The following is a 16031-nucleotide window of genomic DNA, read 5'->3' on the forward strand; positions in this document are numbered from 1 at the left end:
GGGTTACGTCAGGGTGACCGAGACCTCGCCGATCCCGTCGATGGTACCGCGCAGCAGACCGGGGCCGCTCGCCGGAATCATGCCGACATAGGAGCCGCAGGTCACGATCGCGCCGGCGCGCATGGTGATGCCGCGCTTGCCATTGTGGTTGACGAGCCACGTGAACAGTTCGCGCGGATCGCCGCCGGTGTTATGTCCCGCGCGCAACGGCGTGATGGCGGTGCCGTCGAGCGTGAACGACAGCTTCGGCTTCATGTATTCGAGCGAGCCCGTGTAATCGCGGCCGCTGCCAACGACCAGCGCACCATTGTTCTGCAGGTCGGCAAGCGAGAAGCGACTGTCCAGCCCGGTCTGGGCGAAGCGGCTGTCGGTGATCTCGATGGTGGTCAGCGTTTCGCCGACGTAGAGCAGCGCGTCGCGCTCGTCATAGCGCCCCGGCTTGATATCGCGCGCCAGTCGGAATGCGATCTCCAGCTCCAGCCCCGGGCGGAAAAAGTCGTCGAGCGCCAGCGCGCCACCCGCCTCGCTGACCACCGAGGCGGGGATCGGCGCGCAGTTGTGCACGTCCATCGGCGATTTCGCGCCGACTTTCCACGCGGCAATCGTCTCGCCGAGCAGATCCAGTGTGCGCAATTGCACCGCATAGGCCGCATTGGTATCGACCGGCAGCCATGCGACCGGCGCCGTTGCAATGGGCGTGTCGCCGCGGCGCGTATCGGCCAGCAACTGCGCGAGCGATTCGACGGCGGGGGAAGTATCGAACATGGACGGTGTCTCCGAAAATATAGGGCGGCGTGAGGCCGGAACGGCCGTGCACCGGCGTCGCGCGTCGGCAGCACATTGCCCCACATCCTATACAAGATCGCGGAAATATTGCGCAGTGCAGCGAACTGTTGCGTACTCAGTGAAAACACCAGCTAACGTAGTCAAAGTCACGCTGATCTGCGAGAATCGGACTTCGTAATATTTCGTAATATTTCGTGCGGCATGGCATCGGTCGTGGTCGCCGTGGCCCGCGAAAGTGCAGTGCGTGCAGTCGACGACCTTCCCTTCAAGCGAACGACCTGGCCGAGCCTATGCACTCCGTGACCCTGAGCGCCGTACGAGATCCCGCCGTCCACCCGCCGGACGACACGTCGCAACCCATCAGCCGACGTGCGTTGCACCTGGCCGTGATGGACCGCCTTCGCAGAATGATTACCGAAGGCGTGTTGCCGCCCGGCGCCCACCTGAACGAGCGGGCCCTGTGCGAGCATCTCGGCGTGTCGCGCACGCCGTTGCGCGAAGCGCTCAAGATGCTGGCCGTGGAGCGGCTCATCGAGTTGCTGCCGAATCGCGGCGCGCGTGTCGTCATGCTCTCGTCGACGGACATCGCCGATGCCTTCGAATTGCTCAGCGGGCTCGAATCGCTCGCGGGCGAACTGGCCTGCGAGCGAATCACACAAGCGGAAGTCGACGAGATTCAGGAATTGCATTGCGCGATGGATGCCTGTCACGCCAATGGCGATCTGTCCGGCTATTTCGACTGCAACCAACGCATTCACGATCGCATCAATGCCGCGGCGCGCAATCCGTCGCTCACCCAGATGTACCAGTCGGTGAATGGCCGCCTGCAGGCGCTCCGGTTCGGTTCGAATCTGCACGCCGGCAAATGGGAGCGGGCCATCGACGAGCACGTCGCCATGCTCGAAGCGCTGCATCGACGCGACGGGGCTGCGCTAGGGCGTCTGCTGCGCGCCCACCTCAAGGCCAAGTGCGCCACCGTGCTCGCCAACAGGCGCGCCGCCGCCTGATCGGCGCGCTTGTCCGGTATCAGGCGGCGCGACGCGTACTCACCAATCCCTCGTTGAGCATTGCCGCAACGTAAGCGTCGGTCTTGCTGCGCAAATGCGCTTCCATCAATACCCGCAGCCGCTTGCCGTCGCGCCGGCGCAGCAACGCGAGCATTTCCGCGTGTTCCTCCACGGCCTGACGCCAGCGCTCAGGCGTTGGGGTCAGGCGCTCGCGCACGTGCCGAAGCCGTGCGTTGAGATTGTGGAAATACTCGGCGAGCGGCGCGTTGTCCGCCATGCGCAGAATGCTTAGGTGAATCTGCTGGTTCAGTGAAAAATACGCCGCGTGGTCGGTGCGGGCGTAGGCCGACTCCATGGCTGCCTGCAGCCGCGCCAGTTCGTCGAGGTCGGCGTCCGTCGCCTTCTCGCAGGCCTGCTCGCCCGAGAGTCCTTCGAGCACGGCCATGACCGCAAGCAGATTCACGACCTCGTCCACACTCACGCGCGCCACGCGGGCACGGCGTGTTTCCGATATCTCCACGAGCCCTTCGTTCGCCAGCCGCTTGAGCGCCTCGCGCAGCGGCGTGCGCGATACGGCCAGCGCGTCGCACAGCGCGCGCTCCGAAAGTGGAGCACCCGGGCGCAACTCGCCGCGCACGATGCGCGCCTTCAGGGCCTCGTACGCGGTGGCGTTGAGCGGAGCGGATGTGCTCATGCGTGGACTCGTTAAAAAATGGGATGCCAATTTTGATGAAGACACGAAGCAACGTCAATGGGGGGAGCGCCGGATTTTCCACGTTAACCCCTAATTCATCGATTCATTCTTGCCAATCAGCCACGGATGATTCTATCGTTTACAAAAAATTGGTATACCAAAATCTCTGACGGCCAACGACCGGCAATGCAAGGAGGCAATGTGACATCGACTGTTCTGACCGAGCGACTGGGCGCCATCGTGGTCGTGACGCTCAATCGTCCCGAAAAGCTCAACGCCCTGACCAAGCCGATGTGGCGGGCACTCGGGGACACGATTCTGACGTTGTCCGAAACACCGGACGTGCGCTGCATTGTGCTGCGCGGTGCGGGACAGAAGTCGTTCGCCCCCGGCAACGACATCGCGGAGTTCGAGACGGATCGCGCCAACGTGGAGCAGGCGCGCGCTTATGGCGCCCTGATGCACCGCACCCTTGAGGCGCTCACGCAGTGCCCGGTGCCGCTTGTGGCAATGATTCACGGCATTTGCGTGGGCGGCGGCATGGAAATCGCCTCGGCCTGCGACGTGCGCATCTGCGGCGAGTCGAGCCGGTTCGGCGCGCCCATCAACAAGCTGGGGCTGGTCATGGCGCATGCCGAACTTTCGGGGCTCGTGCGTCTGCTAGGGCCCGCGAGAGCGCTCGAGATCCTGCTCGAAGGACGTATTTTCGATGCCCGGGAGGCGGCGCGCATCGGTCTGGTCACGCGTGTCGTGTCTGACGCCGACGTAACGCGCGAGGCGCTCGCGAGCGCGCAGCGCATCGCCGATGGGGCGCCGTTGGTGGCGCGCTGGCACAAGCGTTTCGTGCGCGAGCTCACGAGCGGCGAGCCGCTCACGCCGGCGCAGATCGACGAGGGGTTCGCGTGCTTCGGCACGGCGGATTTCCGCACGGGTTATCGCGCTTTCCTCGCGAAGACGGCCCCGGTTTTCGAGGGGCGATGACATGGGCGAATCGACGAAACGGGCAAGCGGGCCGCTGCAGGGCGTCAAGGTGATCGAGTTGTCACACATCATGTCGGGCCCGGTGTGCGGAATGATGCTGGCCGACATGGGCGCGGACGTCATCAAGGTCGAGAAGATGGACGGCGACGATGCGCGCCGCTTCGCACCGATCCTCTCGCACGGCGAGTCGGCATCTTTCATGATGCTCAACCGAAACAAGCGCGGCATTGCGCTCGATCTCAAGACGGCGGGAGGGAAGGCCGTGCTGCGCAAGATGCTCGCCAGCGCCGACGTGGTGACGGAAAACTATCGCAAGGGCACGATGGAGAAGCTCGGCATGGGCTACGAGACGTTGCGCCAGGCGAACCCCGCGCTCATCTATTGCGCCATTTCCGGTTACGGGCGTACCGGTCCGTGCGCCGACAAGGGCGGCTTCGACCTGATCGCGCAGGGACTCTCCGGGCTGATGAGCGTGACGGGAGAGCCCGGGCAGGCGCCGATCAAGGCGGGCTCGCCGATTGCCGACATCAACGCGGGCATTCTGGCAGCACTCGGAATTTCCGCGGCCTATGCCCATCGGCTGCGCACGGGGCAGGGGCAGATCGTCGACACGTCGCTGCTCGAAGCCGGTTTCCAGCAGATGTACTGGGCGGCGGCCAACTTCTTCGCGAGCGGTGAGAATCCGCCCAAGCTCGGCTCGGCCAATCCGACGAGCACGCCTTACCAGGCGTTTCGCACGAAGGACGGATGGGTCAACATCGGCGCGGCGAACCAGGCGAACTACGAGCGATTGCTGCAGGTGCTCGACGCCCCCGAGATCGCGCACGACCCGCGCTTCGCGACCAACGCCGGACGCACCGCGCATCGCGCCGAACTCGTCGAACGGCTTACCGCGTACCTCGTGCGAGATACCACGCAGCACTGGGTCGAGCGTCTGGACGCGGTTGGCCTGCCCGTCGGACCGGTGCTGTCGATCGCCGAAGCCGTCTCTCATCCGCAGATCGTAGCGCGCGACATGGTGGTGGAAACGCTGCACCCGCTCGACGGCCCTACACGCAGCATCGGCCTGCCGATACGCTTCTCCGAGACCCCGAAGTGCATCGGAGGACCCGCGCCGCGCCTCGGTGAACATACGCGCGAAGTGCTGGCCGAGTACGGGTTCGACGCCGGGCAAATCCGTGATCTGTTGGCGCAGGGAGCGGTGCGTGCGCTGCAAGAGGGCACCTCGACGAGCACCTGACGTATTGGCCGCGTCACGCATGCGGATTTCCCGCGTGTTGACGTGTGATAGCGAACTTCCCTTCTGTCGGCCGGTCGGTTTTTGAACGGGTGCAACATTGGCCACCGACAAACTTGATCCGACGTCGTCGCAAGGAGGGAAGGCATGACCCCTGGCAGCATCTTACGCAGACACCTTTCATCACCGAACCTTCCCCGGCAAGCCCGATGGCCGCGCGCGCGCGACGCGCGTACCATAGGGCTCCATGCGCTTGCGCGCCCCCAGTCGCAGACGGGGGCCGCGTTCCTCTCCTGTTCGCGAGGTGAGCATGCCGGCACGTATTGAAGATTACGCAATGATTGGCGATTGCCGCAGCGCCGCGCTCGTGGCGCGCGACGGCTCCATCGACTGGCTCTGCTGGCCGTATTTCGATTCTCCGGCCTGTTTCGCGGCCCTGCTCGGTGGCCCCGAGCACGGCCGGTGGAAACTCGCCCCCGACGATCCGCATGCGACCTGCACGCGGCGATACCACGACGACACGCTGATTCTCGAGACGCGCTTCGAGACCGTCGAGGGCTGCGTGGCTGTCATCGATTTCATGCCGCTGCGCGACGGCGCCGCCGACCTCGTGCGGCTCGTCAAGGGGATTCACGGCACCGTGTCGATGTCGATGGAGCTGATCCTGCGGTTCGATTACGGAGCGTCGGTGCCATGGTCGCGTCCGCTTGACGAGGACGATCCCACGGGCCCCGGCATGCGCCTCATCGCGGGCCCCGACAAAGTCGTGCTGCGCACCCCGGTGCCGATCGAGGACGTTCCCGGCCGGCTGCGAGCGCGCTTCGACGTGAACGCGGGCGATACGGTACCGTTTGTGCTCTCGCGCGCGCCCTCCCATCACGCCGATCCGCGCGAGATCGATCCCCTGGCCGCGCTCACGGACACCGAGCGGTATTGGCGCACCTGGGCGAATCGCTGTCAACTCGACGGTCGCTGGGCCGAGGCGATCCGCCGCTCGCTGATCGTGCTCAAGGCGCTCACGTTCGTGCCGACCGGTGGTGTGGTGGCCGCGCCGACGACTTCGCTGCCCGAGCAGCTCGGGGGGGAGCGCAACTGGGACTATCGCTACTGCTGGCTCAGGGACGCCACGCTCACGCTTCAGGCGCTGATGCTCGGCGGCTACTACACCGAAGCGACCGACTGGAGCCAGTGGCTGGTCCGCGCGGTGGCCGGCGCGCCCTCGCAGGTGCAGATCATGTACGGGCTGGCCGGCGAGCGACGCCTGCCCGAATGGGTGGTCGACTGGCTGCCCGGCTACGAGGGGGCGAAGCCGGTGCGCGTGGGCAACGGCGCGGTCGGTCAGCTGCAGCTCGATGTGTATGGCGAAGTGATGGACGCCCTGCATCAGGCTCGTCTGGGCGGACTGCCGCGCGACGAGGCGACGTGGGAGGTGCAGACCAAGCTCGTCGCGCACCTGGAGACCGTATGGCGCGAGCCCGATGAGGGGATCTGGGAAGTGCGCGGTGGTCGTCAACACTTTACGTATTCCAAAGTGATGGCGTGGGTGGCGTTCGATCGTGCGATCAAGTCGGCCGAGCGCTTCGGATTGCCGGGGCCGGTCGATCGGTGGAAGCAACTGTGCCGGGAAATCCATGCCGACGTGTGCGCCCACGGCTTCGACAGGGAGCGCAACGCGTTCATGCAGGCGTACGGGTCGTCCGAAATGGATGCGAGCGTGCTCATGATTCCGCTCGTCGGCTTTTTGCCGGCCGACGATCCGCGGGTCGTCGGCACTGTCGAGGCGGTCGAGCGCGAGCTGATGGAGGGTGGGTTGGTGCAGCGCTATCGAACGAGCCGTGTCGACGACGGTCTGCCGGCCGGCGAGGGCGCCTTTCTCGCGTGCAGTTTCTGGATGGTCGATTGCCTGGTGATGCTGGGCCGTCAGCGCGACGCGCGCGCGTTGTTCGAGCGCTTGCTCGCGTTGCGCAACGACGTGGGACTGCTCGCCGAGGAGTACGACACGCATCATCAGCGTCAGGTTGGCAACTTCCCGCAGGCGTTCTCCCACATTGCGCTCGTCCACGCGGCCATCCGTCTCGATGCGCTGGCCAACGAAGAACGCAAGGATGGCGACGACGGTGTCGCAGCGGTCGACGAGGAGCGCTTCGAGCACGTCGGGTACCGGGCCATTCGCGCCTGAGGGGGTTCCGGGAGCGGGGGCATATCCGAGGACCGCCCGCCCCGCACGAGTGCGGGCCACGGCGGGAGGGCGGTAAGCACGGTTAAAGGAATTAATTAAGGATGCCGTAATACCTTTCTAATCCTTACCGAAACTTACCGACCCTTTCACGGGGCCCCTCCGTATGGCGACCATCATTCCGATCAAGGGCAGCGCGACGTCCGGCCTGCTCGACGTGTGGCAGGCCCACATTCAGCAACAGCAGGCCGACAGGGTGCAGACGGCATCCAGCGCGACGAACGCCGTCGGGCAACCCGATTCGGCCAATGTCGGCAGTGTTACCGGAGCGGCGGCGAAGGGCGGCGGCGACGATGACAGCGGCGACAACAATAACAACACCGATTCGCGCAGGATCGACGCCAATATGGTCGAGATGGTGCGCGGCGCACGCGAGGGTGCGCGCCAGACGGGCAAGGCGGTGAGCGACGTCGGTGACGCGAGCGGCGTGGATCCCGTCGTGGCGCAGACCCTCAAGAAGCTCAAGGCGATGCTCGCCAAGGTGATGGCGCAGCTCGACGCGGTGCGTAACAATGACCGCATGCCGCCCGATGAAAAGCGCCAGATGACGGCCAGCCTTTCGGCGCAGGCCATGTCGATTCAGGCGCAGATTCTCGCGCTGATGAATCCGTTGCAGACACGAGGCAGCAAGGTCGACACGACGGCCTGAGCGCTTCGCAAGCGGCAGGCCGCGCGCGTGCGCCGCCAGTGGCGGCGCACGCGCGGTGGGTGCGACCGATCCCGAGTCGCGAGCGTATGGCTTACTTCTTCACCAGCGCACACTTCGATTCGGCTAGCGGCGCGAATGCCTTGTCGGCCGGAATGGTCTCAAGAATCTTGTACAGATCCCATTCCGACTTCGATTCGGCGGGCGTCTTGACCTGCACCAGCAGCATGTCGTGGACCAGCTTGCCGTCGGCGCGAATCTGACCGTTGCGAATTACCGGGTCATCGATCTTCATCGACTTGAGCTTGGCCATGACGGCGTCCGAGTCATCGGTGCCCGCCGCCTGAACCGCCTTCAGATAGTTCAGCACGGCCGAGTAGACGGCAGCCTGCATCATCGTCGGCATTTTCTTGTGCTGCGCGTAGAAGCGCTGGGCGAAGGCACGCGAGCGGTCGTCCTGATCCCAGTAGAAGCCGTTGGTGAGGATCATGCCCTGGGCATTCTTCAGACCCATGCCGTGCACTTCGGTAATGAGCGAGAGCAGCGGTGTGAAGACCTGTTTGCCGCCCTGGATCATGTTGAATTGCGACGCCTGCTTGACGGTGTTGAGCGTGTCCGTGCCCGAGTTCGCCAGCGCGATCACCTGGGCGCCCGACGTCTGCGCGCGCAACAGATACGACGACAGGTCGGGCGAGTTCACCGGATGCTTCACCGATCCGACGACCTTGCCACCCTGGCGCGCGAGAATTTCGCTCGCGTCCTTCTCGAGCGCATGGCCGAACGCGTAGTCGGCCGTGATGAAGTACCACGATTTCAGTCCGCGCCGCAGCAGCGCCTGCGACGTCGAGTTCGCCAGCGCATACGTGTCGTACATCCATTGCACGCTGTGCGCCGTGCACTGATCGTTGCTGATGGCCGACGAGCCGGCGCCCGTCACGAGCGCGATCTTCTTCTTCTCGTCGGCAATACGGTCCACCGCCAGCGCCACGTTCGAGAAGGTGAGGTCGGTGATCATGTCCACCTTGCCGCGGTCGTACCACTCGCGCGCGATGGTCGCGCCCGTGTCGGTCTTGCCTTGCGAATCGGCGGATACCAGTTCGATCGGTGCGCCAAGCACCTTGTGCTCACGCGAAAAGTCGTCGATGGCCATCGACGCGGCCACCACGCTGCCTTTGCCTGCGTTGTCGCTCGACACGCCCGACAGGTCCGTGAGCACGCCGATTTTCACGACGCCGTCGGAAACGTTGCCGCCGGATGCGGCGTGTGACGCCGTCGCCGAGACGGCAGAGAGAACCGTGGCGCAGGCCGCCACGGTGATCGTGCGGCGCAGGTGGCCGGTGAAGCTGGACATGGCTTGTCTCCAATGTTCGAGTTATCGTGATCCGCCGGCCGTCGTCTCTCGTTATCGTTCTGGAAGCGTAGGTCGCCGGGTCTCGAACATCTTAAACATCACGTAATCGATTGCGCAATCCGTAATTCGCGATGCGCGCATCGGGGTTTCCCTGACCTTTCGTGTTTGGCGCAACGGGCGTATGCATGCGCATCATGCACCGTTTCGGCGTGGGACATTGGCAGATGGCGGGAATCGCTGCGGGACGGGTGATCGAAAACACGACTTTCGGTCAGTAATGCGACATAATCCCCCGCATTGAAGACGTTGGACACAAGCAGGCGCGATCGCGCGTCCCGACTCCCGAATGCCGACTGTTTTTCTGATCGACGATCATGCGATGTTCCGAGAGGGCCTGCTGCTCGCGTTGCGAACGGCCGAGCCGGAACTCGACTTCGAAGCCTTCGCCGACGGCGCGCAGGCGGTGACTGCGCTCGCCGGCCGGCCGGACGTGCGTGTGGTCATGTCCGACTATTACCTGCCCGACCTGGCGGGAGCGGCGTTGCTGGGACGCTTGCGCGCCACCCGCCCCGATCTGCGACTGCTGGTGATCTCCGCGTCGGAAGACCGTCAGGACGTGCGCTCGGCCTTCGCCGCCGGCGCGCATGGTTTCGTGCACAAGTCCGCCGACAGTCGAACATTGGTGAAGGCCCTGCAGACGGTGCTGCGTGGCGAGCGATACGTCGCGGCGGGGTACGGCGCCGGGGACGTCGATCGCGACACCGATGCAGATCTTTCCTCCGGCCGTGGCGCCGAGCCGGCCGGGTTGGCCGATGACCGGTCGATCGCCGAGCGGGTGATGGCACTCACACCGCGCCAACGCGAGGTTCTGACGCTCGTGTGCGACGGGTTGCGCAATGGGGAAATCGCCGTCCGGCTCGGCATGACGGAAAAAACGGTCAAGGCCCACGTCTCCGCGATACTCGCGGGTCTGGGCGCGCTCAATCGCACGCAGGCGGCCGCGCTTGCACGTCGCGGCGGCCTGCTCGGCAAACCGGCCTGACGTGTTTCACGCGTCGCGCGCGTCGAGCGCCTGTTCGATCGTGCGTCTGAGCAATTGCGCATCGACCGGCTTGTGCAGCAGTGGCCATGCTCGAACCGACGCTTCCACGATTCGCTGCGGATCCGTATCGCCGCTCACCAGAATCGCCGGAATGGTGTCGTCGGCGAATTCTTCGTGCAGACGGTCGATCGCGTCGATCCCGGTTTCATGCTCGCGCAGCCGGAAGTCGCTCACGATCAGCGCGGGCCTGGCGCGCGCCGCCACGGCCGCGCGCACGATTTCGTCGCCGCTGACGCCGCTCACCGTGCGATAGCCCCAGGTTTCGAGCAGCAGACATAGCCCGTGAAGATTTTCCGCATCGTCCTCGATGACGCACACGAGCGGTGCGTGGGGCTGTTGCGTCGCTCCAAAGGCGGAGGTTTCGTGCGAGGCCAAGTCGGACCCGGCGCGGACCGCGCGCGGATCCGCGACCGGCACGCTCAGCATGAAGACGCTGCCGCGCCCCGGCTCGGATCTCACGGTCAGCGCATGGCCGAGAAGATCGGCGGTGCGTCGGACGATGGCCAGCCCCAGACCCAGGCCTTTCGAGCGGTCGCGCTCCGGGTTGCCGACCTGATGAAATTCCAGAAAGATCTTGTCGATGTCGGCGTCCGCGATGCCGACGCCAGTGTCCCAGACCTCGATGCGGATGTCGCTGCCGCGAGTGCGCCAGCCGATCAGCACGCCGCCTTGCACCGTGTGCCGGATGGCGTTGTCGAGCAGGTTGCGCAAGACCCGCTCGAGCAGTACGGCGTCCGAGCGCACGACCGGTGCGTCGCTGTCGCGTGAGGTGTGCACCCGCAGGATCAATCCTTTCGCGGCGGCCTGCGGTGCGTATTCCAACTGCAACTGATCGATCAGCGGTGCGAGCCGCAGCGCGCGTGGCTTGGGCTGGATCACTCCCGCGTCGAGCCGGGAGATGTTGAGCAAGCCGTCGAAGAGCTGTCCCATCGCGTTGGTCGCGCGGCCGATGTGATCGACCAACTGTCGGCTGCGGGCGTTGAGCTGCTGCTCGCGCAACACCCCCACATACAGGCTCAGCGCGTGCACCGGCTGGCGTAGATCGTGGCTGGCCGCGGCGAGAAAGCGCGACTTGGCCAGATTGCTGCGCTCGGCGGCGTCGCGCTCCACCGCCAGGCGCGCCATGAGGTCGTCGTTCTCGAAGCGCATCGATAGCGAGTCGATTTGGGTGCGGTACATCCGATAGGCGAACGCAAACGTCACTGCCAGGTAGACGACGCCCGCGCTGGCCAGCGTCGTCGGAATGGTGCCACCCAATGCCGCCAGCGCGACGAAGCTCGGCGCGTAGTAGGGCACCTCGAAGGCGAGCAGGACCGGTGGATGGATACAGTAGGCATAGATTGCGCCGGTGCCCAGCGTGAGCAGTCCGACGATCAGGAACATTTGCTGCGCCATCGGCGCGTGCCAGAGCCAGAATGCGTAGGGAACGCCCCAGAGCAGGCCGGCGGCGAGCGCGCCCGCGCGCACCCGGGAGTCCCAATGCCGCAACGCTGCGATGTCGACGCCGCTGGCGTCGGCGCGGCTCGCGCGCTCATGGCGGCGGCGTCTCACGCCCGGGTATCGGCCGAGCGCTGAGGCCCGCCAGACGGCGAGCAGGGCCTGAATGCCGCCCCAGAGTAGCAGGTGCCGCAGCGGAAAGACTTCGTGGAGCACGGCGACGATCAGCCACACCGTCAGGAACGAACCGGCGAGCGACACAGGCAGGTTGGCGTGCAATGCCGCCATGCGCGCGACGTAGACGTCGGTGGCACGCGTGTCGAATGCGCGCCTGTCCGTTGACGATGCCGGCCTGCACGACCCGTCGGCTGGTGTCGGCGTGGCGGGCATGTTCGAGCGGGGTGGGCGTCTCGAAGGGGCGTCGGGAGCGTGTGAAGTCACGAAGCGGCTTTTGGTGGGGCGACGCGTGCCAGGCGGGTGCGTCATCGAACGTCAGTCGAGTCTCGCACAAAATATTGCGGGGTGCATGGGACTTTAGTCCAATGCGTGTCGAGCGCACGGGCACTACGATGTCGTCAGGTTCACGGCGCCGCCATCCCTGTCCGATGACGCAAGGAGGACGCCGCCGCCGGGCCCGATTGGAAATGTCGCGGTACAGCGGGGTTCGGGGATTCCGGGGGGAAACCCCTGGGCCGCGCGGGAATGGGCCGGTCGTGCCTGGGCGGTGCGACCGGTCGTTCTTCGCGGCAGGCACACCGCCGTGAAGCCGCGTGCACGCGGCACGCGCTGTTGCCGCTCAGTCCTGGCAGCGAGGCGGGGATCCCGCCGATCCCTGTGCGCTGGTCGCGATGGCGCGGCCAATACCCTCGGCCAGCCGGTCGACGAGCCTGCGCTGGGCCGCCACCACTTCCGACACGCCACCGCTGGCAGGCTCGGTGCCCGCGAAACGGCACGTCAGCACGAGGTCGCCCGGCACGCGGCGAACACTCCACACGGCCGTGAGCGCAGCCTGCTCGCCGGGGACGGACTCGAAGCGTTGTACCGACGTCGACACGCGGTACACGGTCAGGCCGTCGGCGCGCGGCAGCCCGTAGACGTCCATCGCGCCAAGACGCTGCGTGAGGTCGCGCGAGATCGTCGAGGTGAGTTCGGTCTTGAGCGGCGCCGACCAGCGCGACGCTTCCAGAATATCCACGCGACCGCCCCCGCGCGTGATCACGATCTGCGGTCGGTCGACCTGCTCAGGCACGGCAACGGGCGAGACCTCGATGGCGTAGGGCGTGGCCGGCGCCGCGGCAGCGGTCGTCCGAGCGCCGGAAGCCCCTGAACCGCCGGTGGCCGTGCCGACGCCGGTGACGCCGGTGGCGCCGGGCGCATCGCTCAGCGTGTAGAACGTGGGCGTGGGCGATGCACAGCCGGCGAGCGCGGCGGCGAGCATTGAGGCGAGCACTGCGAGGGCGCGCAGGCCTGCCGGACGTCGGGCGACGCGGTGGGCGTCGGCCATCGGTGTCGCTCGGTGGCGCGCGATGCGATTCATCTCGGTCGGCCTGGTCATGGTTGCGGATCCTTCGGTTTGCCGCGCAGCAATGCCTCGGGATGCTGCTGCAAATAGTCGGCGAGCGTGTTGAGTGAGCGCAGCGTCCTGGTCAGTTCCTGCATCGCCTGACGCACGTCCTGCTGTACCGGCGAGTCTTCGGAAAGCGTGCGCTCGGCGGCGCCGAAGCTCTTCTTCGCCTCGCCCAGCGTGGCCTTCGCCTCGGGCGCGATTTCACTGTCGAGCTGACGGAACAGCCCCTGCGCGCTCTCGAGCGTCTTGTCGAGCTTGCGCAGCGACGCGTCGAGATTCTGGCCGATGCTGTCGAAGGGAATCTTGTCGAGCTTGCTGGCAATGTCGGCGATCTGGAGCTGCAACTGGTCGAGCGTGTTGGGTACTGTCGGCATGACGAGCACGTTGTCGACTTCTTCGGCCTTGGCCGGCTTCGCATTCGGGAAGAAGTCGAGCGCCACGTACAACTGGCCGGTAAGCAGATTGCCCGTGCGCAACTGACCGCGCAGACCGCGCGAGACCAGCGCGTTGAGGATCTGGCGGCTGGCGAGTTCGTTGGGCGGAAGGTTGTTCTTCGGATCCCGGCGGCGCAGGCGATCCGGGTACACCATCACGGTGACCGGCATGTTGATCTGCTTGGTTGCGGCGTCGAATTCGACCCCGATCGACGTGACTTCGCCGAGCGTAATGCCACGGAAGTCCACCGGCGCACCCACGACGAGGCCGCGCAGCGACTGCTGGAAGCGGAACACCACCGTGACGGGGTGGGTGTCAGGGGCCTTCATGGCCGTGGCCTCGTCGGGGGCGAGCCGGAATTCCTGACCCGCCTTCGCCATCACGCCCGCCCCCGCATCGTTGGGCGCCTGGAAGGCGATGCCACCGATGACCACCGACGCCAGCGATTGCGTATTGACCTGGAAGCCGCTCGAGTCGAGTCGAAGGTCGATGCCGCTCGCGTGCCAGAAGCGGGTGTTCGAACCGACATACTGGTCATAGGGGGCCTGCACGAAAATACGCAGCGTCACGCCCTTGCCGTCCGGGTCGAGCGAATAGGCTTCGACCTGACCGACCTGAATGCGGCGGTAATAGATCGGCGAACCGATGTCGAGCGAGCCGACGTCGCTCGCGTGCAGCACGAACGGCTTGCCCGGCTGACCGCTGGAGACCACCGGCGGCACCTCGAGGCCGGTGAAATGGGAGACCGATTCCCTGGACTTGCCGGCATCGGCGCCGATGTAGGCACCCGAGAGCAACGTCGACAGACCGGAGACGCTGCCGCCGGCAACGCGCGGGCGCACCACCCACCAGCGCGAGTCCTTGACGGCGAAGCGCTTGGCGTTCTTGGTCAGATCCACCGTGACACGCACGTGCGAGAGATCGTCGGAGAGTTCGATGTTCTTGACCGTGCCGATGTCGACTTCCTTGTACTTGACCTTGGTCTTGCCCGCCTCCAGGCCCTCGGCAGTCTTGAAGTCGATGACGACGGTCGGCCCGCGCTCGATGAGCGCCTTGGCCACGAGCGAGAGCCCGATCACGGCGGCGACCAGCGGAATCAGCCAGACGAGTGACGGCGCCCAGCGCTTGCGCGGCTCGATGGTCGGTGTCGGCAGCTCGCTTGCCTCGGGCGGCGGCGCCTTCGGGGCCTGCGGGTCGTTCGGTTCAGTCATGGTCGTCCTGTTCGATATCGTCGTCGCGAATCTGATCCCAGATCAGCCGGGGATCGAACTGCATGGAGGCCAACATCGTGAGCACGACCACGGAGCCGAACGCCACGATGCCCGGGCCGGCCTGGATGACGGCCAGCGACTGAATGTTGACGAGCGCCACCATCAGCGCGACGACGAAGACGTCGAGCATCGACCAGCGGCCGATGAACTCGATCATGTGATACAGCCTGGTGCGTTGATGCGGTTTCCAGCGCGCGCCGCGCTGCGCGGTGAAGCACAGCAGCGACAGGGCGATGAGCTTGAGCATCGGTACGAGAATGCTCGCCGTGAACACGACGACGGCCAGATCGTACTCGCCGCTGGTCCAGAAATAGATGACTCCGCTCATGATCGTGTCGCTCGAATTTCCGAGCAGCGAGCGCGTCTGCATCATGGGCAGTACGTTGGCGGGAATGTACAGGATCGCCGCGGCGATGAGCAAGGCCCACGTGCGCGCAAGGCTGTCCACCTTGCGCTGGTGCAGCACCGCTCCGCAGCGCGGACACCGTTCCTTTTCCACGGTCTTGACGTCGCGGGAAAGTCGCCCGCAAACGGTGCAGGCGACAAGGCCGGCGGCTTTGGCTGAGAGATATCTCATCGCGGCACCCGCGACGGTGCGGTGCCGGGCGCACTCGGATCCGGCGTGCGATCGATGACGAGCCACAGATTGCGCAGGTCGTACGACAACACCATGGCAAGCAGCACGGTGAGCGCGCCGAATGCCCACAGCGCAATGCCCGGGAGCACGCTCGCCATGGCCGAGAGTTTGACCAGCGAGACGAGCACGCCGAGCATGAAGACCTCGATCATGCCCCACGGCCGGCAGAACTCGATGGCGCGCATCACATGGAACACCGCGTACGGTCGGCGGCCGACCGACAGCGGGGCCGTGAGATGCACCAGGGCGACCAGTTGCGAGAGCGGAAAGAGCACGGTCGTGGCGAAGACCAGCAGCGCGACAAGCCACATGCCTTCGCGGTACAGCGCCCAGGCGGCACCCACGAGCGTGGTCTCGGTGTAGATGCCCTGCACCTCGATTTCGACGATCGGGAAGGCATTCGCGATGGCGAACACGATCAGGCAGGTCAGGGTGAGCGCGAGCACCCGCGACAGTCGCAGGTCGGGGGCGCGGTAGAGCACCGAGTGACAGCGCACGCAGCGCGCTGTCTCACGCGGCGGCAAGTCCGTGCGGCGGTGCAGCGTGTCGCAGTTCGGACAGGCGATCAGGTCCGTCACATCATCTTCTGGGGGCAATGTGTCCATTACCGGGGACGGTGACCAAAGTGACGCTCAGAATACCAA

At 65.7% G+C, this 16031-nt stretch carries 14 protein-coding genes; 6 read left to right on the top strand and 8 right to left on the bottom strand.

Annotated elements, in window-relative coordinates:
• Positions 1 to 3: 3 nt before the first annotated feature.
• On the bottom strand, positions 4 to 765 hold the full coding sequence (locus PMO31116_RS20180) for a 2-keto-4-pentenoate hydratase (protein WP_150568249.1): 762 nt from the start codon (positions 763 to 765) through the stop codon (positions 4 to 6).
• Between the two features lie 311 nt (positions 766 to 1076).
• Between PMO31116_RS20180 and PMO31116_RS20185 the strand changes: the two genes are divergently transcribed.
• Positions 1077 to 1793: a GntR family transcriptional regulator gene (locus PMO31116_RS20185; RefSeq protein ID WP_150568250.1), complete on the top strand. Its 717-nt coding sequence runs from the start codon at positions 1077 to 1079 to the stop codon at positions 1791 to 1793.
• A 19-nt stretch (positions 1794 to 1812) separates the two neighbouring features.
• On the opposite strand, the gene PMO31116_RS20190 is transcribed toward PMO31116_RS20185, so the two are convergent.
• Complete coding sequence (locus PMO31116_RS20190) at positions 1813 to 2487, bottom strand: GntR family transcriptional regulator (RefSeq protein ID WP_150568251.1); 675 nt, start codon at positions 2485 to 2487, stop codon at positions 1813 to 1815.
• Positions 2488 to 2673: 186 nt separating this feature from the next.
• On the opposite strand from PMO31116_RS20190, the gene PMO31116_RS20195 reads away from it, so the two are divergent.
• From PMO31116_RS20195 to PMO31116_RS20210, 4 genes are all read left to right on the top strand, one after another.
• A complete protein-coding gene (locus PMO31116_RS20195) occupies positions 2674 to 3468 on the top strand; it encodes an enoyl-CoA hydratase-related protein (RefSeq protein ID WP_150568252.1) in 795 nt (264 codons plus the stop codon).
• Between the two features lies 1 nt (position 3469).
• Positions 3470 to 4708 carry a CaiB/BaiF CoA transferase family protein gene (locus PMO31116_RS20200; RefSeq protein ID WP_150568253.1) on the top strand — a complete coding sequence of 413 codons (1239 nt, stop codon included), beginning with the start codon at positions 3470 to 3472 and terminating at the stop codon, positions 4706 to 4708.
• 307 nt (positions 4709 to 5015) lie between these two features.
• Complete coding sequence (locus tag PMO31116_RS20205; RefSeq protein ID WP_150568254.1) at positions 5016 to 6884, top strand: glycoside hydrolase family 15 protein; 1869 nt, start codon at positions 5016 to 5018, stop codon at positions 6882 to 6884.
• Between the two features lie 163 nt (positions 6885 to 7047).
• Positions 7048 to 7590 (top strand): hypothetical protein, encoded by a 543-nt coding sequence (locus tag PMO31116_RS20210; protein WP_150568255.1) that lies wholly within the window; start codon positions 7048 to 7050, stop codon positions 7588 to 7590.
• Positions 7591 to 7681: 91 nt separating this feature from the next.
• Here the strand turns inward: PMO31116_RS20210 and PMO31116_RS20215 are convergent, their stop codons facing one another.
• Entirely contained in the window at positions 7682 to 8938 is a 1257-nt protein-coding gene (locus PMO31116_RS20215) for an ABC transporter substrate-binding protein (RefSeq protein ID WP_150568256.1), read from the bottom strand.
• A 346-nt stretch (positions 8939 to 9284) separates the two neighbouring features.
• On the opposite strand from PMO31116_RS20215, the gene PMO31116_RS20220 reads away from it, so the two are divergent.
• The gene (locus PMO31116_RS20220) at positions 9285 to 9980 is read left to right on the top strand and encodes a response regulator (RefSeq protein WP_150568257.1); all 696 of its coding nucleotides are present in this window, start codon (positions 9285 to 9287) and stop codon (positions 9978 to 9980) included.
• 6 nt (positions 9981 to 9986) lie between these two features.
• Here the strand turns inward: PMO31116_RS20220 and PMO31116_RS20225 are convergent, their stop codons facing one another.
• From PMO31116_RS20225 to PMO31116_RS20245, 5 genes are all read right to left on the bottom strand, one after another.
• The gene (locus tag PMO31116_RS20225) at positions 9987 to 11765 is read right to left on the bottom strand and encodes an ATP-binding response regulator (protein ID WP_174971538.1); all 1779 of its coding nucleotides are present in this window, start codon (positions 11763 to 11765) and stop codon (positions 9987 to 9989) included.
• A 508-nt stretch (positions 11766 to 12273) separates the two neighbouring features.
• Positions 12274 to 13032, bottom strand: coding sequence for a PqiC family protein (locus PMO31116_RS20230; RefSeq protein WP_246185402.1), 759 nt, complete (start codon positions 13030 to 13032; stop codon positions 12274 to 12276).
• Complete coding sequence (locus tag PMO31116_RS20235; RefSeq protein ID WP_150568259.1) at positions 13029 to 14690, bottom strand: PqiB family protein; 1662 nt, start codon at positions 14688 to 14690, stop codon at positions 13029 to 13031. Before PMO31116_RS20235 ends, PMO31116_RS20230 begins: the two co-directional genes overlap by 4 nt.
• Entirely contained in the window at positions 14683 to 15327 is a 645-nt protein-coding gene (locus tag PMO31116_RS20240) for a paraquat-inducible protein A (protein ID WP_150568260.1), read from the bottom strand. The genes PMO31116_RS20235 and PMO31116_RS20240 overlap by 8 nt, the downstream gene beginning before the upstream one ends.
• Positions 15324 to 15965 (bottom strand): paraquat-inducible protein A, encoded by a 642-nt coding sequence (locus PMO31116_RS20245; protein ID WP_246185403.1) that lies wholly within the window; start codon positions 15963 to 15965, stop codon positions 15324 to 15326. Before PMO31116_RS20245 ends, PMO31116_RS20240 begins: the two co-directional genes overlap by 4 nt.
• Between the last annotated feature and the right edge of the window lie 66 nt (positions 15966 to 16031).

Source organism: Pandoraea morbifera (genome assembly GCF_902459575.1).
Lineage (GTDB): Bacteria > Pseudomonadota > Gammaproteobacteria > Burkholderiales > Burkholderiaceae > Pandoraea > Pandoraea morbifera.